Below are 20,243 nucleotides of genomic sequence, written 5' to 3' on the forward strand. Positions count from 1 at the left end.
GATGTCATCCAGAGGCAGAAAATTCAGCCCCATGCGTCGTATCCGAAAGACATCGAAGCAGCAGACTTCAGCCGGCTCGCTGGCGCTGGATCGCATCGACATCCGCATTCTCGCCACCCTGCAGCGCGAGGGGCGGATCAGCAAGAGCGCGCTGGCCGCGCGGGTCAACCTGTCGCCCAGTGCCTGTCTCGATCGGATCAGCCGGCTCGAGCGCAGCAAGATCATCGCGTCCTATCACGCTCATATCGACCTCAAGGCGCTGTTCGAGTTCCAGACCTTCTTCATGACGCTGACGCTGCGGTCGCATCGCGCCGGCGATTTCGCGGCCTTCGAGGCCTATGTCCGCAAAGTGTCGGAGATCACGGAGTGCTACGCCCTGGGCGGCGGCATTGATTATGTCCTGAAGATCGTGTGTCAGAACGTCGACGGTTATCAGGCCCTCGTCGACCGCCTGCTCGACGCTCAGCTCGGCGTTGACCGCTACTTCACGTACATCGTCACCAAAGGAATCAAGACGGCGCCTCAGCCGCCGGTCGACGTGCTTGCGGCCAGCGTGGGCCGGGCGCAATCGTCCAAGGCGTGACGCGTGGCCACCGAATTTTCACCGGTGGCATAGACCCTAATCCGCAGCCTTGTCGGTCGGGACGACAGCTTTCCGGCGCTCTTGCGGCGCGGGTCTTTTTAAGCTCGGGCATCTTTGTCCCGTCACCGGAGAGCCTGTGAGCCACGCCCGATTGCACGTCGTCGATTCTCATCCGGCGCTGGACCGGCTCAGCGACGCCGATCTGCTGCGGACCCAGGCTTATGTCGATGGCCACTGGATGGGCGACGCGCGCGGCAGCGGAATCGAGATTGCGGATCCCGCCACCGGCTTGTCGATTGCCCGTGTAGTGAACGCCAGCCCGGCCGACGTCGATGCCGCTGTCGCCGCCGCCGAGCGCGCGCTGGGCGCCTGGCGCTCCCTGCTGCCGCAGGAGCGGGCCGCGCATCTGCGCGCCTGGCACGCCCTGATGGTCGCCGCCAGCGAGGACCTCGCGCTGATCGTCACTCTGGAGCAGGGCAAACCGCTGCCGGAGGCACGCGGCGAGATCGCGTACGCGGCATCGTTCGTGGAATGGTTCGCCGAGGAAGCACGGCGTGTCAGCGTCGAATCCGTCGCCAGCCACCTGCCGGCAGCGCAGATGATGGTTCAGCGCCAGCCCCTTGGGGTGGTCGGGCTCGTGACGCCGTGGAACTTCCCGGTGGCGATGATGACGCGCAAGGCCGCCGCGGCACTGGCAGCCGGCTGTACCGTGGTGGCGCATCCCTCGGCGTATACGCCGCTGTCCGCCCTGGCCCTCGCCGAACTGGCGGCCCGCGCCGGCATGCCGGACGGCATCTTCAACGTGCTGCCCGGCAGGTCGGAGATCATCGTCAACCGCTTGTGCGATGATCCGCGCGTGCGGGGGCTCAGCTTCACCGGATCGACCGAGATCGGCCGGCTGGTGGCGGCGCGCTGTGCGCCGACCATGAAGCAGCTGATCATGGAACTGGGCGGCCATGCGCCACTGATTATCTTTGGCGACAGCGATATCGATCGCGCCGTGGATATCGCCATTGCCGCCAAGTTCGCGACCTCGGGTCAGGACTGCCTGGCGGCCAACCGCATCTATGTCGAACGGCCCCTCTATGGTTCGTTCTGTGACGCCTTCGCGCGACGCGTGGCGGCGCTGAAGGTCGGCACCGGCCTGGAGTCCGACGTCGAGATCGGCCCGCTGATGCACGCGCGCGCCGTCGCCAAGGTCGACGCGCATGTCCGTGATGCCCTGGCGCGCGGCGCGCGCTGCCTGGCAGGCGGGCGCCGGTCGGCGGTCGGGCCGCTGTTCTATATGCCGACCGCGCTCGCCGACGTGCCCGATGCGGCGCTGATCATGCGCGAGGAGACCTTCGGTCCGGTCGCCGCGCTGGCGCCGTTCGACGACGAGGACGAGGTGGTCGCCCGCGCCAACGCGACCGACTACGGCCTTGCTGCCTACGTCGTCAGCCGTGACGGGCCGCGCCTGCTGCGCGTCAGCCGCCGGCTCGATTACGGCATGATCGCCGTCAACCGCGTGCGGATCACCGGCGCGCCGGTGCCGTTCGGCGGCATCAAGCAGTCCGGGCTGGGGCGCGAAGGCTCGCGCCACGGCCTGGAGGCGTTCACCACCCTGAAATACGTGTGCATCGATACCGAATGAACCGGGTACCCCGAGGAGTTGAAGCCATGGCTGTACGCGACAACGAGCTCAATGCGTGGGATCGCGATCACTTCTTCCATCCGTCGACCCACATGGCGGCACACGCGCGCGGTGAAGCCGCCAACCGGATCGTCACCGGCGGCGAGGGTGTCTACATCGTCGATCGCGACGGGCGGCGCAGTCTCGATGCCTTCGCGGGCCTCTACTGCGTGAATGTCGGCTATGGACGCCGCGAGATCGCCGACGCGCTGGCCGAGCAGGCGCGCGAACTGGCCTACTATCACGCCTACGCCGGGCATGGCAGCGAGCCGTCGATCCGGCTGGCCAAGATGGTCATCGACCGCGCGCCGGCGGGAATGTCGCGGGTGTTCTTCGGCCTGTCGGGCTCCGATGCCAACGAGACCATCATCAAGCTGGTCTGGTATCACAACAACGTTCTGGGCCGTCGCGAGAAGAAGAAGATCATCTCGCGCTGGCGCGGCTATCACGGTTCCGGTCTGATGACGGGCAGCCTCACCGGGCTCGAGCTGTTCCACAAGGCCTTCGACCTGCCGCTGTCTGCGGTGGTGCATACGGAAGCACCCTATTTCTTCCGCCGCGCCGACCGCTCCCTGGATGAAGACGGTTTCTCGCAGTACTGCGCCGATCAGCTGGAAGCGACGATCCAGCGCGAAGGGCCGGACACGGTGGCGGCGTTCATCGGCGAGCCGATGCTGGGTACCGGCGGCATCGTGCCGCCGCCGGCGGGCTACTGGGACAAGATCCAGGCCGTGCTCCGGAAGTACGACGTGCTGCTGATCGCCGACGAGGTGATCACCGGCTTCGGACGGCTGGGCAGCATGTTCGGTTCCGGGCACTACGCCATCCAGCCCGACCTGATCACCATCGCCAAGGGATTGACGTCGGCCTATGCGCCGCTCTCGGGTGTCATCGTCTCGGACAAGATGTGGCGCGTGCTGGAGCGTGGCGCCGATGCGCTGGGCGCCATCGGGCACGGCTGGACGTATTCCTCACACCCGCTGTGCGCGGCGGCCGGCGTGGCGAACCTCAAGCTGATCGATGAACTCGGACTGGTCGACAACGCGCGCGACGTGGGTGCCTACTTCCGCAACAGCCTGGCCGAGGCGCTCGCCGATCACGCTCTGGTCGGAGACGTCCGTGGCGATGGCCTGTTGGCGGCCGTCGAGTTCGTCGCCGACAAGGGCGATCGGGTCTTCTTCGATCCGGCGCTGAAGGTCGGGCCGCGCTTGGCGGCGGCGATGCTGGCGCAGGGCGTCATCGCGCGCGCTATGCCGCACGGGGACATTCTCGGCTTCGCGCCGCCGCTGTGCCTCACGCGGATCGAGGCCGACGTCATCGTTGATGCCGCCCGCAAAGCGGTTGCCGAGATCGCTGCCGACATTCGGCCAGCACGCGCCAAGAAGAGGGCGTAGGTCCCGATCACACCCCGGAGATCAATGTTGCCATTTTGTTCTTGATCTCGTGCGGAGAATTTGATATGAAGCGGACGAGAGGACGTGTGTCCTTCGCTCGTTCGCGCGGAACCGATTTACTGGCCGTTATTGGCCACGATCTGCCGGCACTTGGCCATGCCGGCCGGCCAGCAAAAAGGCCTGAGATTTCAAGCAGGAAGCGACTTTCTGGCCGTATCTGCCCTTTCTGCCGCCCCGATGGATCGGGCCTATGTCCCGATCACGCCGCCGTCCTCCTTGGTGATGACGACCACGCTGGGCCTGGGCGGCATGTCGTCCTTGAAGTCCGGCCAGCGGGTCGCCGGCGTGTCGAAGCTGGAGCCGGATGTGCCGTCGGTGCCGGGATGCTGGACGGCCACGAACAGGGTCTTGTTGTCGGGCGTGAACTCCGGTCCGCACATCTCGCCACCCATCGGGCAGGCGAAGAAGCGCCGGGTGAGATAGGCGGCCGGGCCATCGACGTCGCAGGCGAAGAGGCCGTCGGGGATGCCGTATTTCGCCCAGTTGCTGCCGGTGTCGGTGGCGATCCACAGACGGCCCTTGGCGTCGAAGGCGACGTTGTCGGGCGAACTGAACCAGCCGTCGCTCGACACGCCGGGATGGTACTTCGCACCCTGTTCCGGCTTGGATGGATCGCCGGCCAGGATGGGGATGGTCCAGGTGAAGACATCGGCGGCATGGTCGGCGTCCTTGCCGCGGCCGCCCGGCGGAATCATCGCCAGGATATGGCCGTGGACATTGGCGGCGCGCGGGTTGGCCGGGTTGGTGTCGCCGTCCTTGCGTTCGCTGTTGTTGGTGAGCGCCGCATAGACCACGCCCGTCACCGGGTCGGGCTCGACATCCTCGGGCCGGTCCATCTTGGTGGCGCCCATCAGGTCGGCGGCGCGCCGCGCCTCGATCAGCACGTCGGCTTGCGACGCAAAGCCGTTGGCTGCGGTCAGCGGTCCCTCGCCATGCACCAGCCGCCGCCAGTGCAGGTTGCCGTCGGCCTCGATGCGCGCCACGCTGAGCACGCCGTCGTCGAGCAGGTTCATGTTGGCGGCGCGATTGGCGGGATCGAAGCGGCCGGATGTGACGAAGCGATAGATATACTCGTTGCGCTCGTCATCGCCGGCGTAGAGCACGACCCTGCCATCCTTGTTGACGATGGCAGTGGCGCCCTCGTGCTTGAAGCGGCCCAGCGCCGTGCGCTTCACGGGTGTCGATGTCGGGTCATAGGGGTCGAGCTCGACGATCCAGCCGAAGCGGTTGGCCTCGTTGGGCTCCTTGGCCAGGTTGAAGCGGTCGATATGCCGGCCCCACCAGCGATAGCCGCCGCGCGACGTGCCGACGCCGTAGCGCTTGCGGGCGTCGGCTTCGCGGTCGGCCGGCGCCTCGCCGGAGAAGTAGTTGTGGAAGTTCTCCTCGCCATGCAGGGTCGTGCCCCACGGCGTCTTGCCGCCGGCGCAGTTGTTGAGCGTGCCCAGCACGCGCGTACCGGTCGGGTCGGCGTTGGTCTTCAGCCTGTCGTGGCCGGCCGCCGGACCGGCCACGCGAAACGGCGTCGTCATCGGCACGCGTCGGTTCTGGGTGCTGTCGGCCACGACGCGCCACGTGCCGCCGGTACGGCGCACTTCCACCACCGACAGGCCGTGCGCCGCCAGTTCGACCTCGGTGCGCTCGCGCGTCATCTGGTCCAGCACGGTCTCGCGCGTGATGCCCGACCACATGAAGGCGGTGCTGGTGTACTCGTGGTTGGCCACCAGCAGGCCATGCTCGCTGTTGGTCGAGCCCAGGGGCAGCGGCATATAGGCCAGGAAGTCGTTGTTATAGCCGAACTGCTTGTCCTGGGCCGCCGCCGACAGGTTCTTGACGTCGAACGCCGGCGCCCCGGCGACAACAGGATCGCCCCAGCGGATCAGGATATCGGCCCGATAACCGGCGGCGACGACATGGTGGGGCGACGGCTTGCCGGTCACCTCGCGGAACGCCAGGCTCGATGCCGCCTGCGCCGACGCCGGGCGCGCGGCCACGGACGACAGGGCCGTCGACGCCAGCAGGCCGAGCGCCGCGCGCCGCGACAAACGGGCGGTCACGATATCGCCGAGGGTCGGATTCGCACTGTCGTTGCGGCCGATATCATCGATCGGATCGTCGTGGCACAGCGGCCGGTCCATCAGGCGGTCTCCCATGCTATCCCTGCGGGGACAGACTAGGCGTTCGGGCCGGCGGGGCCAATGGAGGGAACATGAGCGGGTTGGGTGATCTGATCGAGCGGCGTTTCGGGGAGCGAGTCGAGGCCGAGGTGCCGGCCGACAGTGCGTCGACGCTGCATCGCATGCTGGCCCGCGGCGTACGGCGCGCCTTTCTCGACAAGCCGGTCGAGCCGGCACTGTTGCGCACCTTGTGCGCCGCGGCCCTGTCCTCGCCGACCAAGAGCGACATGCAGCAGGGCGATATCCTCATTCTCGACGATCCGACCCGTCGTGCCGCGATCTTCGCCACCATGCCCGATCATCCCTGGCTCGCGGCGTCGCCGGTCTTCCTGGTCTTCCTCGGCAACAACCGCCGGCAGCGCCAGATCCACGACTGGCGCGGCAAGCCGTTCGCCAACGATCACCTCGATCCTTTCTTCAACGCCGCCGTCGACGGTGCCATCGTGATGGCGACGTTCATCGCCGCCGCCGAGGCCGTCGGCCTGGGCTGCTGCCCGATCAGCCAGATCCGCAACGAGTCGCGCCTCGTCTCGGATGTGCTGGAACTGCCGGCGCATGTGTTTCCCATCGCCGGCCTTGCCGTCGGCTGGCCCGCGCGCGAGGGCGAACTGAGCCTGCGCCTGCCGCTGGAGGTGCGCGTGCACCACGATCGCTTCGATGAGACCGACCTGGCGGCCAAGATCGATGCCTACGACCGGCGCCGCGCCGCCGTGCAACCCTATCGCCGCCAGCGCGACGAGGCACGCTTCGGCCGCGTCGACCTCTACGGATGGTCGGAAGACAAGGCCCGCCAATACGCCCGCGCCGAGCGCGCCACCTTCGGCGACTACGTGCGCGGCCAGGGCTTCAAGCTGGATTGACCGGGGATAAAACTGTGCATCGCGCGTGGATAAGAGACCGCGTGATGTCGACTTTGCCGATTGCTAGACGTCGGAAATAACGGGATAATCCGGTGTCTGCAAAATTCGTCATCAGAACGTAACAGACGCCGGCTGGACCGGGCGCAAAAAGAACCCCTCTTCGTGGGAAAGAGGGGTTCGAGTTTGGCGTCGCGGGCCCGTCAGGGGATGGACCAGGCGACGCGCGGGGAAAGCGCAGGCGTTCAGTCCGCTGTCATGAGCCGATCTCGCCGCCGTCGTCCTTGGTGATCACCACCACCGAGGGCCGCGGTGGCACGCCGTCCTTGAAGTCGGGCCAGCGCGTGGCCGGCGTGTCGTAGTTCGAGCCCTTCACGCCGTCGACTGCCGGGTGCTGCACGGAGACGAAGAAGGTCTTGCCGTCGGGCGTGAATTCCGGACCGCACATCTCGGCGCCGATCGGCACCGCGAAGAAGCACTTGGTGACATAGGCCGACGCACCCTCGGTCTCGCAGGCCCAGATGCCGTCGGCGATGCCGGTGCGCGGCCAGTCGGTGCCCTGGTCGGTCGCGATCCACAGCCGGCCCTGGGGGTCGAAGGCGATGTTGTCGGGGCACGAGAACCAGCCGCCGTTGGAGATCCCCTGCGGATACTTGGCGCCGTGCTCGGGCTTGTTCGGATCGCCGGCCAGCAGCGGCAGTTCCCAGCGGAACGTGTCGGCGGCGTGGTCGGCATCCTTGCCGCGGCCGCCGGGCGGCTGCAGCGCCACGATCTGGCCGTAGTAGTTCTTGGCCCGCGGGTTGACCGCGTCGACCTGCTCGGGCGTGCGGTCGCTGTTGTTGGTCAGCACGACATAGACGACGCCGGTCACCGGGTTGGCCTCGATGTCCTCGGGCCGGTCCATCTTGGTGGCGCCCATCAGGTCGGCGGCGCGGCGGGCCTCGATCTGCACATCGGCCTGCGAGGCAAAGCCGTTGGCGGCGTTGAGCGGGCCTTCGCCGTGACGCAGCTTCAGCCAGCGCACCGTGCCGTCGGCGTCGAAACGGGCCACCGACAAGGTGCCGTGGTCGAGCAGCTCGCGATTGGCGCCGCGGTTGGTCGCATCGAAGCGGCCGTCGGAGACGAAGCGGTAGACGTACTCGAACTTTTCGTCGTCGCCGCAATAGACCACCACGCGGCCATCGTTGTTGACCACGACCGTACCGGCTTCGTGCTTGAAGCGACCCAGCGCGGTTCGTTTCACCGGCATCGACATCGGGTCGTAGGGATCGATCTCGACCAGCCAGCCGAAGCGGTTGGCCTCGTTCGGCTCCTTGGCGACGTCGAAGCGCGCATCGTGTCTGGCCCACCAGGGGTAGACCGTGCCCTTGCCGCCGACACCGAAGCGGCGGTGGTTGGCGGCTTCCGGACCGCTGGTCTCGCCGCTGAAATACATATGGATGTTTTCTTCGCCGGTCAGGATGGTGCCCCACGGCGTCTTGCCGCCGGAGCAGTTGTTCATCATGCCCAGCACCGACGTGCCGGTGGGATCCGCCGCGGTCTTCAGCCGGTCATGCCCGGCCGCCGGTCCGCCGATGCGCATCGGCGTCGTGGCGGTGACGCGCCGGGCGTAGCGGCTGTCGGGCACCACGGACCACGTACCGTTCTCCTTGCGGACTTCCATCACCGAGCCGCCATGGGCCGCCATCTCGGCCTTGGTGCGGTCGGCGGTCATCTTCTCGCCGATGGTGTCCTTGGTCAGGCCCGACCACATGAAGTCCGGGTTGGTGTACTCGTGGTTCACCCACAAGAGCCCATGCTCGGCATTGGCCGAGCCCGCCGGCAGCGGCAGGTAGCCGATGAAGTCGTTGTTGTAGCCGAACTGTTTGGCCTGCGCGTCGGCGGTGACATTCGCGGGATCGAAGGCCGGGGCGCCCGGCAGCACCGGGTCACCCCAGCGCATGAGGATACGGGCCGTGTAGCCCGGCGCGACGTGATGCGTGGGCGAGACGGCGCTCGACGTTTCGGTGAAGCTCAGCGTGGTCTCGCCCGACGCGGCAACCGCCGGCCGCGGCCGGATGCCCGCCAGCGCGCCGGTGCCTGCCGCGGTTGCCAGCAGGGCGAGGCCGCGCAGCGCATCGCGCCGCCGCAGACGGCGCGCCACGATGTCATCAAGGCTGGGATTGGGCGTGTTGTTGCGACCGACCGCATCGACCGGATCGTCGAAGCACAGCGCTGATGGCCGCTGCTCGGATGACGGCATGGTGGCGCCTCGCGAACTTCCTCTCGTGCAGGGTGCGGTCTACGGGGACCGGGTTGCCTGCCGATGACCACCCCATGTCAGGGGAGTGACAGTCTGTGGAGACCGTGGATGGCGCTGTGGATATGAGGAAAAGTTTGTCCTCCCCACGAAGTGGGGAGGTGCCCCGAAGGGGCGGAGGGGATCCGACGTGGTCTGAGTAATGGAGACCACGTCGGATCCCCATCCGGCCTTCGGCCACCTTCCCCACTTACGTGGGGAAGGGATATCACCCGCCCTGGGCGTCCAGCGCGTAGCCGGCGGCGCGCACCGTGCGGATCAGGTCGGGCTGTCCCTCGATGTTCAGGGCAACCCGCAGCCGACGGATGTGGACGTCGACCGTGCGGGCCTCGATGTAGACATCGCGGCCCCAGACCGAGTCCAGCAGCTGCTCGCGGGTGAACACACGGCCGGGATGCTCCATGAAGTGCCGCAACAGCCGGAACTCGGTCGGTCCCAGATGCACGGCCTTGCCCTGGCGCGTGACGCGATGCTGCACCAGGTCCATGGTGAGATCGGCGTAGCTCAGCACCTCGTCGGCCAGCGCCGGACGGATGCGGCGCAGCACGGCGCGGATGCGCGCGATCAGCTCGGCCGGCGAGAACGGCTTGCTGACATAGTCGTCGGCGCCGGCATCCAGGCCGCGGACGCGGTCGTGCTCCTCGCCGCGCGCGGTCAGCACGATGATCGGGATGTTGGCCGTGCCCGGTGCGCGGCGCAGCTGGCGGCAGACCTCGATGCCCGACATTAGTGGCAGCATCCAGTCGAGCAGGACCAGGTCGGGCCGGTCCTCGTCGATGGCGCGCATTGCCGCCTCGCCGTCGCCGGCGGCCGACACGCGGTAGCCGGCACGCTCGAGGTTGTAGCGCAGCAACTCGACCAGAGGCGCTTCGTCCTCGACGACCAGGATGTGCGTTTTATTGGCGCTCATGCCGATAGGGGATCGGTCGGCGCCGGGGGGCGTGATTTCATGAAGTCCCACGGGGTCGCTCCTCGACGACCTCCTCTCCGGTCCAGCGGAAGAGGAGGAGTTCGGCGATATTGGTGGCGTGGTCACCGATGCGTTCGATGTTCTTGGCCATGAACATCAATTGTGTGCAGGCCGAGATGGTACGGGCATCCTCCATCATGTAGGTCAAGAGTTCACGCACGAGGCTGTGGTAGACGTCGTCGACATCGGCATCGCGCGTCCATACCGCCCGCGCCCGGGCGTCATCCTTCGACGACAATGCGTCGAGCACGTCCTTCAGCAGGTTCTGCACCAGGCGCCCCAGCCGGTCGACGCCGTTCAGCGCCAGTGGCGGCGTGGTCATCGTCTGGATCTGCAGCGAGCGCTTGGCGACGTTCTTGGCATAATCGGCGATGCGCTCCAGCGCGCTCGCGATCTTGATCGAGGTCACGATCAGGCGCAGGTCGTTGGCCATCGGCTGGCGCAGCGCCAGCAGGCGGATAACCTGATTCTGCACCGCGCGGTCAAGCTCGTCGACGCGGTTGTCGGCCTTCATGACCTTCTCGGCGGTCTCCGAATTGCGCTCGCGCAGCGCTGCCAGCGCCATCGCGAGCTGCGATTCGGCCAGGCCGCCCATCTCGGAGATGGAGGCATCGAGCTTCTCCAGCTCGTCGTCGAAACGCTTGACCAGATGTTCGGCGGGCATTGTTGCTCTCCCAGAACTCAGCCGAACCGGCCGGTGATGTAGGCCTGCGTGCGCTCTTCCTTCGGGTTGGTGAAGATCTGCGACGTGTCGCCGACCTCCACCAGGTCGCCGAGATGGAAGAATGCCGTACGCTGCGAAACGCGGGCCGCCTGCTGCATGGAGTGCGTCACGATCACGATCGTGAAGTTCTCGCGCAGCTCGTCGATCAGCTCCTCGATTCTGGCCGTGGCGATCGGGTCGAGCGCCGAACAAGGCTCGTCCATCAGGATCACCTCGGGGCTGACGGCGATCGCGCGCGCGATGCACAGGCGCTGCTGCTGGCCGCCGGACAGGCCGGTGCCCGGCTTGTCCAGGCGGTCCTTCACTTCGTTCCACAGGCCGGCGCGGGTGAGGCTGCCCTCGACGATCTCGTCCAGTTCTTCCTTCCCCGAGGCGATGCCGTGGATCTTGGGGCCGTAGGCCACGTTCTCGTAGATCGACTTGGGGAACGGGTTGGGCTTCTGGAACACCATGCCGACGCGGGCGCGCAGCTGCACCACGTCGATGCGGCGATCATAGATGTCGTCGCCGTCGATCTCGATCTTGCCTTCGATGCGGCAACCCTCGACGACGTCGTTCATGCGGTTCATGCAGCGCAGGAAGGTCGACTTGCCGCAGCCCGACGGGCCGATCAGTGCCGTCACCTCACGCTCATGGATATCGAGGTCGACGCCGTGCAGCGCCTCCTTCTCACCGTAGAAGACTTTGACGCCGCGCGAGATGACCTTGGGCGACCGGTTCGTCGACACGACGTCGTTGGTCACGCTGACCGGTTTCATGGCAATCGTATTCATCACAGTTCCCCCTACCACCGGCGCTCGAACCGGCGGCGCAGCACGACCGCGGCGGCATTCATGACAATCAGGAAGACCAGCAGGATCAGAATGGCGGCCGATGTGCGTTCGACGAACGCCCGCTCCGACGCGCCGGCCCACATGTAGATCTGCACCGGCAGCGCGGTGGCCGGATCGAACGGCGTCGCCGGCGTGGCGACCACGAAGGCCACCATGCCGATCAGCAGCAGCGGCGCCGTTTCACCCAGCGCGCGCGCCATGCCGATGATCGTGCCGGTCAGGATGCCGGGCAGCGCCAGCGGCACCACGTGGTGCGTGATCACCTGCATCTTGGAGGCCCCGACACCCAGCGCTGCTTCGCGGATCGACGGCGGTACCGCCTTGATCGAGGCGCGCGTGGCGATGATCACCACCGGCAAGGTCATCAGCGCCAGCACCAGGCCGCCGACCACCGGCGCCGAGCGCGGCATGCCGAAGAAGTTCAGGAAGATCGCCAGCCCCAGCAGGCCGAACACGATCGACGGGACCGCGGCGAGGTTGTTGATGTTGACCTCGATCAGGTCGGTCCACCGGTTGCGCGGCGCGAACTCCTCGAGATAGACGGCGGCGGCGACACCGACCGGCAGGGCGGTCAGCAGCACCACCAGCATCATGTAGAGCGAACCGATGATGGCCACGCCCATGCCGGCCTGCTCGGGATCGCTCGATGCGCCGTTGACGAACAGCGCGGTGTTGAAGCGCTTCTCCAGGCGGCCGTCGGCCACCAGCTTGTCGGTCCAGGCGATCTGCCGGTCGTTGAGCCGGCGCTGGTTCTCGGGCAGATCGCGTGAGATCTGGCCTTTGATCAGGGTGTCGACGTCGGCGGCGGCCGAGACCCACACCGACACCGTCTTGCCGATCAGCGACGGATCGGCCAGCACCCGGTTGCGCAACTCGGTATCGGCGCCGTTGGACAGCAGCGCATAGGCGTCGCGCCGCTCGCCGCGATCGCTGCCGACACCCAGCGTTGTGCGCAGGGCGGTGCGCAGCAGCGCCGTATAGTCGGCGGTGCGCAGCGCGTTGTCGTCGACCTGCCCGCCAGGGGCCACGGTCGCGGCATCGAGTGTCACGTCCAGCCGCATTTTGCTCTGCTGCAAGGCGCCATAGCCTTGCAGGATCAGCGTGACGAACAGCCACGCCAGGAAGAACAGGCCGAAGGCGATCGCCGCGATGCCGTAGGCACGGAACCGCCGCTCGGCGGCATAGCGGGAGCGCACGCGTTTCTTGTCGAGCACGAGCTTGCGTGGGGCGCTGGTCGCGGAGTCCGCAACAGTCATGGGAAGGGCCGAGTCGGTCATGGTGTGTGTTCCGGGCGCATCAATCGTACTGTTCACGGTATTTGCGCACGATATGGAGCGCGTAGATGTTCAGGCCCAAGGTGACGACGAACAGGGTCAGGCCGAGTGCGAAGGCCACCAGGGTCTGCGGGCTGTTGAATTCCAGGTCACCCGTCAGCTGGCTCACGATCTTCACCGTGACGGTGGTCACCGAGTCGAACGGGTTGAGCGTCATCTTGGCGGCGATGCCCGCAGCCATGACCACGATCATGGTTTCGCCGATGGCGCGCGATACCGCCAGCAGCACGCTGCCGACAATGCCGGGCAGTGCCGCCGGGAACACCACGCGCTTGATGGTCTCCGATTGGGTCGCGCCCAGCGCGTAGGAGCCGTCGCGCAGCGACTGCGGTACGGCGTTGATGATGTCGTCCGATAGCGACGACACGAACGGGATGATCATCACGCCCATCACGACGCCGGCGGTGAGCGCGCTTGTCGCCGAAATGTCGAGCCCGACCGAGGCGCCAAGGTCGCGGAACAGCGGGCCCAGGGTGGTCAGGGCGAAGAAGCCGTAGACCACGGTCGGGATGCCGGCCAGGATCTCCAGCAGCGGCTTGACCCAGGCGCGCACATTCTTGTGGGCGTATTCCGACAGGTAGATCGCCGACAGCAGGCCGATCGGCACCGCCACGAGCATCGAGATCAGCGAGATGAAGATCGTGCCCCACAGCAGCGGGATCAGGCCGAACTGGCCGGCCGAGCCGTCGCGACCCACGGCGGTGAAGCGCGGATCCCATACCGTGCCGAAGAAGAAGTCCTGCGGCGGCACCATCGAGAAGAAGTGCAGCGTCTCGAACAGCATCGAGAAGACGATGCCGACGGTGGTCAGGATCGCGATCGCCGAGCAGGCGATCAGCAGCCAGACGGCGGCGCGTTCGACGTCGTTGCGTGCCCGCAGCGCCGGGTTGACCTTGCGCCAGGCGAAGAAGAAGCCGACCGCAGCCAGGCCGATCACCAGGACGGTCATCGCCCAGCTCGAGGTCGCACGCAGCGACAGCAGGCGGGCGGCCGCTTCCTTGGCATAGGCCGGCGGCTCGCCGACCACGGCGCGCCCGTTGGCGAGATTGTCGATGGTGGTGAGCACCAGGCTGAGCTTGTCCGATGACAGCGTGCGCACGTCGTCGGGCAGGCTGTTGCGCACCACCATGTCGATGACCGTCGGCTGGGCGATGACCCACAGCGCCAGCAGCAGCAACGCCGGCACCGCAGCCCACATCGCGACGTAGGTGCCGTAGTAGGGTGGGCGCGAATGCAAGGTGCGTGCGTGCCCGTCCGCCGTGGCGAGCGCCCGCTGACGGCCGACGGCAAAACTGGCCAGCATCATCAGCAGAAGGGCGGCGAGCACGAGGGTGCTGGACATGGAATTCCCCGGAGACAGCCGTGATGGTCGTTAAATCTGTCGTCCCAAAAGCAGCGGCGGATCGCTGGCTGCGCTTGGGGTGACAGACCGGCGCGGCGTCATGGCCGCGCCGGTCCACGCGGCATCAGTTGACCAGGGCGCCCTTGCCGAAGTCGGCGCGCATTTTGGTGCGCTCCGGTGTCGGCATCGGGATCAAGCCCTTGTCGGTCGCCATGCCCTCGTCACCGACGATCTTGTCGCTGAGGAAGAACTCGACGTACTCCTTCAGCCCGGGGATCACCGACAGGTGCGCCTTCTTCACGTAGAAGTAGAGCGGGCGCGACACCGGGTACTTGCCCGAAGCGATGGTGTCGATCGTCGGCTCGATGCCCGACACGGTCGCCACCTTGATCTTGTCCTTGTTCTGCTCGTAGAAGCTCAGGCCGAACACGCCGATCGCCGTGGGCGTGCGCTGGATGCGCGCCAGGGTCTCGGTGTAGTCGCCATCGATATCGACCGACAGGCCGTCCTTGCGCACCGCCTTGCAGGCGTTGGCCTTGGCCTTGGCGTCGGTGAGGGCCTTGATCTCCGGGAAGTCGTGGCAGCCGGCTTCCAGCACCTTCTCCTCGAACACCTCGCGGGTGCCGTGCTTCTCGCCGGGGATGAACAGCTGGATCGGCTGGTCCGGCAGCTTGGCGTCGATCTGCTTCCAGTTGGTATAGGGGTTGGGCGCCAGCGCGCCCTTCACCGGCACCTGGGCGGCGACGGCGAGGTAGACGTGCTTGGGCTCCAGCACGAACGTGCCGCCCTTGGTGCTGCTGGCGAAGACGATGCCGTCGTAGCCGATGCGGATTTCCTGGATCTCGGCGACGCCGTTCTTTTTGCACTCCTCGATCTCGTTGGGCCGGATCTTGCGCGAGGAGTTGGCGATATCGATGGTCTTCTCGCCGATGCCGCCGCAGAAGTTCTTCAGGCCGGCCGACGAGCCACCCGACTCGACGATCGGCGTCTTGAACTTGCCGGAGAAGGTCTTGCCGAACTGCTCGGCAGCGATGTTGGCGAAGGGCAGCACCGTCGATGAGCCGGCGATCTGGATCTGGTCGCGCGCCTGCGCCACGCCGGCGGCCATCACGGCCACCAGGGCCGTGAACGTGCCCGCAGTAAGGGTTCTGACGAGCATGGAAGCTCCCGTATCTCTTGCAGTCCAAAGGTACCTGGCGGTGGACCGCATCCCGCCGTCGGCGCGAGTCCTATGAAGCGGACAACACGGTTTTATTGCTGATTTATTTCAGTTCGATGACGTCTGCGGGCCGGTTCTTGCACGCCGATGTTGGACAAGTGCTTTAGTTGTTGAGGAATCGGCGTTTTTAGGGCCGTACCAGCTCGGCCGGGGCGGTGGAAAACTCGCTCGCGGGTAATAGAACCGTAAACGTCGAGCCCTCGCCGACGGCGCTCTCGACCTCCAGGCGGCCACGGTGGCGGTTGAGTACATGCTTGACGATGGCCAGCCCCAGGCCGGTACCGCCCATCTGGCGCGAGCGCGCGGTGTCGACGCGGTAGAAGCGTTCGGTCAGGCGCGGCAGGTGCTCGGCGGCAATGCCCTCGCCGTGGTCGCGGACGACCAGGCGCAGGCTGCCGTCCTGGCGGGTGGCGTCGACGGTCACGGTGGTGCCCGGCCGGGTGTATTTCACGGCGTTGTCGATCAGGTTCTGGAACGCCATGGCCAGTTCGTCGCGATCGCCGATGACCGCCGGCAGGCCGTCGGCCAAGTTCAGCCGCAGGCTGACGTCACGCGGGCGGGCCTTCATTTCCAGCATCTCGACCAGGCCGCGCAGCAGCGGGCCGACCTCGACTCGTCCCACCGGCGGCTCGTGTTCGCGCTGCTCGATGCGCGACAGTGACAGCAGGTCCTCGACCAGCCGGCGCATGCGCCCGGTCTGCTCGGCCATGATGGCCAGGAACCGCTCGCGCGCCTCGGCATCGTCGCGCGCCGGACCGCGCAGTGTCTCGACGAAGCCGACCAGGCTGGCCAGCGGCGTGCGCAGTTCGTGGCTGGCGTTGGCGACGAAGTCGGCGCGCATGCGCTCGGCGCGACGCAGCGCCGTCATGTCGTGCAGCACCACCAGCACCAGCGAGCCGTCGTCGGTCGGTCGCGGCAAGGCCGTGATATGGGCGGCAAGGATGCGGGCCGGCGGCCCGGTGACCGTGATCTCGGCCGGCTCCTCGATCGGCCGGCCGGCCAGCGCCGCATCGACGCTGTCCAGCAGCGACGGCTGGCGCAGCGTGGCCGCAAGGTCGCGCCCGGTCTCGATCGGACCCAGCAGGGAGCGGGCGGCGCGGTTGAAGCGCACCACGCGACGATTGCCGTCGATACCCAGCAGCGGGTCGGGCAGGCCGTCAACGATGGCCTGGGCCGATGCCGACAGCGAGTCGATGGAGGTGCGCTGCCGGCGCCACAGGCGGGTCAGCGCGGCGACGCCGCCGGCCAACTCCTCGGCCGCCGGCGACAGCACGAAGCGCGGTACGTCGGCGTCATCGCCGCGCGACAGCGCCTCGACAAACCGGGCAAAGCGGCCGACCGACAGAACGTAGCGGCGCACCACGATCGCGGTCGCCACGGCGATGCCGGCGAACGCGATCAGCGCGTGCAGCAGCGGCAGCGCATCCATCCACACCAGGATCAGCAGAGCCAAGCCCGACGGCGCCAGCGCAATGGCGTTGGCGATCAGGTGGCGGCGCAACGGTAGCGACGGTGGGGCGGTCTCGGCCATGCTGCTCACTATAGCGGTCAACGCTTAGTAGCCGGAATCGTCGCCCCGAGTGTTTGGGTTTTTTTACGCCATCAACAGCCCCCGCCTCTTGGGGTGCATTAACGCCGGGTTGCTGCAGCCCCTTCCGCACGACGATCGTTGGCGAGCGTCCAGCCCTTGGCCAGGGCGTAGACGGCCGGGATCACGATCAGCGTCAGCAGGGTCGACGACACCATGCCGCCGATCATGGGCACGGCGATGCGCTGCATCACTTCCGACCCGGCGCCGGTGCTCCATAGGATGGGCAGCAGGCCGGCCGTGATGGCGACCACGGTCATCATCTTGGGCCGCACGCGCTCGACGGCGCCGACCATGATCGCCTGGTTCAGATCGTCGCGCGTCAACATCCGTCCCTCGGTTGTCCGCGCCTGCCGGATCTCGGCCAGCGCGTGGTCGAGGTACACCAGCATTACGACACCAGTCTCGGCCGCGACGCCGGCCAAGGCGATGAAGCCGACGGCCACGGCAACGCTCATGTTGAAGCCGAGTGCATAGAGCAGCCACAGGCCGCCGGTCAGGGCGAAGGGCAGCGACAACATCACGATCAGGGTTTCCGTCAGGCGCCGGAAATTGAGGTACAGCAGCAGAAAGATCACCAGCAGGGTCACCGGAACCACGATCTTCAGCCGGGCCTCGGCGCGCTCGAGGTATTCGAACTGACCGCTCCACTGGATGTAGCTGCCCGCGGGGAAGGTCACGGCGTTCAGCACGGCCTTCCGGGCCTCGGCAACGTATCCGGCCAGGTCGCGATCGCGCACATCGACGAAGATGTAGACCGCGAGCTTGGCGTTCTCGGTACGAATCGAGGCCGCGCCGCGCCCCAGCCGGATCTGCGCAACCTGGCCCAGGGTGACCGTGCCACCGTCGGGCAGCGCGATCAGCGTATTGGCCGCGATGGCGGCCGGATCGCTGCGCAGGTCGCGCGGATAGCGGACGTTCACGCCGTAGCGTTCGCGGCCCTCGACGGTGGTCGTCACCGTCTCGCCGCCCAGCGACAGGGCGATGGTGTTCTGCACGGCATCGATCGTGAGCCCGTAGCGCGCCAGCATCACGCGGTCGGGCTCGATGTTGAGGTAGTAGCCGCCCAGTACGCGCTCGGCGACGGCACTGGAGGTGCCTGGCACACGACGCACGACGCCCTCGATCTGCCGGGCCAACGTCTCCAGTTCGCCCAGGTCGTTGCCCAGGACTTTGATGCCGACCGGTGTGCGGATGCCGGTCGACAGCATGTCGATGCGGGCCCGGATCGGCATGGTCCACGAGTTCGCGACGCCGGGGAACTGCAGTGATTTGTCCATCTCGGCGATCAGCCTGTCGGTGGTCATGCCGGGGCGCCACTGGTCCTTGGGCTTGAGGTTGATGATGGTTTCAAACATCTCGGTCGGTGCCGGATCGGTGGCGGTGAGAGCGCGGCCGGCCTTGCCGAACACCGACTCCACTTCGGGGAACGACTTGATGATGCGGTTCTGGGTCTGCAGCAGTTCGGCCGCCTTGGTGATCGACAGGCCGGGCAGCGCGATCGGCATATAGAACAGTGTGCCCTCGTCGAGGGTGGGCATGAACTCGCCGCCCAGCTTGCTGGCTGGGTACCAGGACAGCGCCAGAATGCCGAAAGCCAACGCCAACACCACGGCCTTGGCCCTGAGCACGCCCGCGATGATCGGCCGGTACAGCCCGATCAGTGCCCGGTTCAGCGGATTGCGCCGTTCGGGCAAGATGCGGCCGCGCACGAACAGCAGCATCAGCGCCGGTACCAGGGTCACCGACAGGATGGCGGCCGATGCCATGGCGAAAGTCTTGGTCCACGCCAGCGGTTTGAACAGGCGGCCTTCCTGGTCCTCCAGCGCGAAGATCGGCACAAACGACACCGTGACGATCAGCAGGCTGAAGAACAGCGACGGTCCGACCTCGACGGCGGCATCGATCAGCACACGCGCCCGCGGTGCATCCGCTGCGGCGCGCTCCAGGTGCTTGTGCGCGTTCTCGATCATCACGATGGCGGCGTCGACCATGGCGCCGATGGCGATCGCGATGCCGCCCAGGCTCATGATGGTGGAGCTGATGCCCAGCCACCACATGGCGGCGTAGGCCATCAGCACGCCGACCGGCAGCGTGATGACGGCGACCAGGGCGCTGCGTACGTGCATCAGGAACACGATGCACACCAGCGCCACGACCAGGCTCTCCTCCAGCAGCGTGGTCTTCAGCGTCGCGATGGCACGGTGGATCAGGTCGGCGCGGTCGTAGACCGGCACCACCTGGGTGTCGCGCGGCAGGCCGGCGGCGAGTTCGGCGATCTTGGCTTTGGCGGCGGCGATGACGTCGAGCGCGTTCTGGCCGAAGCGCTGCACGACGATGCCAGCCACGGCCTCGCCCTCGCCGTTCAGTTCGGTGACGCCGCGCCGTTCGTCGGGGCCCAGCACGACGCGGGCCACGTCGCGCAGCAGCACCGGCGTGCCGCGGTCGGCCTTCAGCACGATCTGCTCGAGGTCGTCGATGCCGCGCAGGTAGCCGCGGCCGCGCACCACGAACTCGGTCTCCGACATCTCGACCGTGCGGCCGCCGACATCCCGGTTGCTGGTGCGCACTGCCTGCGCCACCGTCGACAGCGGGATGCCGAACGCCTTCAGGCGCAGCGGGTCGACCACGATGTTGTACTGGCGCACGAAGCCGCCGACACTCGCGACCTCCGACACGCCCTCGGCCTTGGCGATCGCATAGCGCAAGCTCCAGTCCTGGATCGAGCGCAGCTCGGCAAGATTGCGCTGATCGCTCAGCACGGCGTACTGGTAGACCCAGCCGACGCCGGTCGCATCGGGCCCCAGGCTGGGCGTGACGCCCGAGGGCAGCCGCCGTGCGGCGGCGTTCAGGTATTCCAGCACGCGGCTGCGCGCCCAGTAGGGGTCGGTGCCGTCGTGGAAGATGACGTAGACGAACGACACGCCGAAGAACGAGAAGCCGCGGACCGCCTTGGCCCGCGGCACCGACAGCAGCGACGTCGTGAGCGGATAGGTAACCTGGTCCTCGACCACCTGCGGCGCCTGACCGCCGTACTCGGTGTAGACGATCACCTGGGTGTCGGAGAGATCGGGGATGGCATCCAGTGGTACCCGCGTCAGCGCCAGCACGCCGGCAATGACGGCAAAGGCAGTGCCGATCCCCACCAGCATCAGGTTGCGTGCCGACCACGCAATAACGGCCGCGATCATCTT

13 protein-coding genes and 1 pseudogene are annotated in these 20,243 nt (G+C 67.1%); 4 read left to right on the forward strand and 10 right to left on the reverse strand.

The annotated features are described in order from the left end of the window. Window positions 1-31 precede the first annotated feature (31 nt). From FQU96_RS40320 to FQU96_RS40330, 3 genes are all read left to right on the forward strand, one after another. Window positions 32-583: an Lrp/AsnC family transcriptional regulator gene (locus FQU96_RS40320; RefSeq protein ID WP_146547096.1), complete on the forward strand. Its 552-nt coding sequence runs from the start codon at window positions 32-34 to the stop codon at window positions 581-583. Between the two features lie 136 nt (window positions 584-719). After that, the gene (locus tag FQU96_RS40325; protein WP_255468861.1) at window positions 720-2,216 is read left to right on the forward strand and encodes an NAD-dependent succinate-semialdehyde dehydrogenase; all 1,497 of its coding nucleotides are present in this window, start codon (window positions 720-722) and stop codon (window positions 2,214-2,216) included. A 26-nt stretch (window positions 2,217-2,242) separates the two neighbouring features. After that, complete coding sequence (locus tag FQU96_RS40330) at window positions 2,243-3,649, forward strand: aspartate aminotransferase family protein (protein ID WP_146547097.1); 1,407 nt, start codon at window positions 2,243-2,245, stop codon at window positions 3,647-3,649. A gap of 248 nt (window positions 3,650-3,897) precedes the next feature. On the opposite strand, the gene FQU96_RS40335 is transcribed toward FQU96_RS40330, so the two are convergent. Next, complete coding sequence (locus FQU96_RS40335) at window positions 3,898-5,844, reverse strand: PhoX family phosphatase (protein WP_146547098.1); 1,947 nt, start codon at window positions 5,842-5,844, stop codon at window positions 3,898-3,900. A gap of 71 nt (window positions 5,845-5,915) precedes the next feature. Between FQU96_RS40335 and FQU96_RS40340 the strand changes: the two genes are divergently transcribed. Then, the gene (locus FQU96_RS40340; RefSeq protein ID WP_146547099.1) at window positions 5,916-6,743 is read left to right on the forward strand and encodes a nitroreductase family protein; all 828 of its coding nucleotides are present in this window, start codon (window positions 5,916-5,918) and stop codon (window positions 6,741-6,743) included. A gap of 253 nt (window positions 6,744-6,996) precedes the next feature. Here the strand turns inward: FQU96_RS40340 and FQU96_RS40345 are convergent, their stop codons facing one another. The 9 genes and pseudogenes from FQU96_RS40345 to FQU96_RS40385 form a co-directional block, all read right to left on the reverse strand. After that, complete coding sequence (locus FQU96_RS40345) at window positions 6,997-8,982, reverse strand: PhoX family phosphatase (RefSeq protein WP_146547100.1); 1,986 nt, start codon at window positions 8,980-8,982, stop codon at window positions 6,997-6,999. A gap of 265 nt (window positions 8,983-9,247) precedes the next feature. Further along, window positions 9,248-9,949, reverse strand: coding sequence for a phosphate regulon transcriptional regulator PhoB (gene phoB / locus FQU96_RS40350; protein WP_146547101.1), 702 nt, complete (start codon window positions 9,947-9,949; stop codon window positions 9,248-9,250). A gap of 37 nt (window positions 9,950-9,986) precedes the next feature. Then, window positions 9,987-10,673 (reverse strand): phosphate signaling complex protein PhoU, encoded by a 687-nt coding sequence (phoU, locus tag FQU96_RS40355; protein ID WP_146547102.1) that lies wholly within the window; start codon window positions 10,671-10,673, stop codon window positions 9,987-9,989. 17 nt (window positions 10,674-10,690) lie between these two features. Further along, window positions 10,691-11,422: pseudogene (gene pstB / locus FQU96_RS40360) on the reverse strand (phosphate ABC transporter ATP-binding protein PstB); the annotation flags it as partial. Window positions 11,423-11,517: 95 nt separating this feature from the next. Further along, the gene (gene pstA, locus FQU96_RS40365) at window positions 11,518-12,843 is read right to left on the reverse strand and encodes a phosphate ABC transporter permease PstA (protein WP_146547104.1); all 1,326 of its coding nucleotides are present in this window, start codon (window positions 12,841-12,843) and stop codon (window positions 11,518-11,520) included. Between the two features lie 19 nt (window positions 12,844-12,862). Further along, window positions 12,863-14,242: a phosphate ABC transporter permease subunit PstC gene (gene pstC, locus FQU96_RS40370; protein ID WP_146547105.1), complete on the reverse strand. Its 1,380-nt coding sequence runs from the start codon at window positions 14,240-14,242 to the stop codon at window positions 12,863-12,865. Window positions 14,243-14,366: 124 nt separating this feature from the next. Further along, window positions 14,367-15,401 (reverse strand): substrate-binding domain-containing protein, encoded by a 1,035-nt coding sequence (locus FQU96_RS40375; RefSeq protein ID WP_146547106.1) that lies wholly within the window; start codon window positions 15,399-15,401, stop codon window positions 14,367-14,369. A gap of 187 nt (window positions 15,402-15,588) precedes the next feature. Beyond that, window positions 15,589-16,992 carry a phosphate regulon sensor histidine kinase PhoR gene (phoR, locus tag FQU96_RS40380; protein ID WP_146547107.1) on the reverse strand — a complete coding sequence of 468 codons (1,404 nt, stop codon included), beginning with the start codon at window positions 16,990-16,992 and terminating at the stop codon, window positions 15,589-15,591. Between the two features lie 98 nt (window positions 16,993-17,090). Further along, window positions 17,091-20,240: an efflux RND transporter permease subunit gene (locus tag FQU96_RS40385; RefSeq protein ID WP_146547108.1), complete on the reverse strand. Its 3,150-nt coding sequence runs from the start codon at window positions 20,238-20,240 to the stop codon at window positions 17,091-17,093. Window positions 20,241-20,243: the final 3 nt, after the last annotated feature.

This window comes from Reyranella sp. CPCC 100927 (assembly GCF_007859315.1).
Taxonomy (GTDB): domain Bacteria; phylum Pseudomonadota; class Alphaproteobacteria; order Reyranellales; family Reyranellaceae; genus Vineibacter.

Coding starts and splice junctions, on each gene's coding strand:
- FQU96_RS40320 (WP_146547096.1), top strand. CDS start 32: ATGCGTCGTATCCGAAAGACATCGAAGCAGCAGACTTCAGCCGGCTCG.
- FQU96_RS40330 (WP_146547097.1), top strand. CDS start 2,243: ATGGCTGTACGCGACAACGAGCTCAATGCGTGGGATCGCGATCACTTC.
- FQU96_RS40335 (WP_146547098.1), bottom strand. CDS start 5,844: ATGGACCGGCCGCTGTGCCACGACGATCCGATCGATGATATCGGCCGC.
- FQU96_RS40340 (WP_146547099.1), top strand. CDS start 5,916: ATGAGCGGGTTGGGTGATCTGATCGAGCGGCGTTTCGGGGAGCGAGTC.
- FQU96_RS40345 (WP_146547100.1), bottom strand. CDS start 8,982: ATGCCGTCATCCGAGCAGCGGCCATCAGCGCTGTGCTTCGACGATCCG.
- phoB (WP_146547101.1), bottom strand. CDS start 9,949: ATGAGCGCCAATAAAACGCACATCCTGGTCGTCGAGGACGAAGCGCCT.
- phoU (WP_146547102.1), bottom strand. CDS start 10,673: ATGCCCGCCGAACATCTGGTCAAGCGTTTCGACGACGAGCTGGAGAAG.
- pstA (WP_146547104.1), bottom strand. CDS start 12,843: ATGACCGACTCGGCCCTTCCCATGACTGTTGCGGACTCCGCGACCAGC.
- pstC (WP_146547105.1), bottom strand. CDS start 14,242: ATGTCCAGCACCCTCGTGCTCGCCGCCCTTCTGCTGATGATGCTGGCC.
- FQU96_RS40375 (WP_146547106.1), bottom strand. CDS start 15,401: ATGCTCGTCAGAACCCTTACTGCGGGCACGTTCACGGCCCTGGTGGCC.
- phoR (WP_146547107.1), bottom strand. CDS start 16,992: ATGGCCGAGACCGCCCCACCGTCGCTACCGTTGCGCCGCCACCTGATC.
- FQU96_RS40385 (WP_146547108.1), bottom strand. CDS start 20,240: ATGATCGCGGCCGTTATTGCGTGGTCGGCACGCAACCTGATGCTGGTG.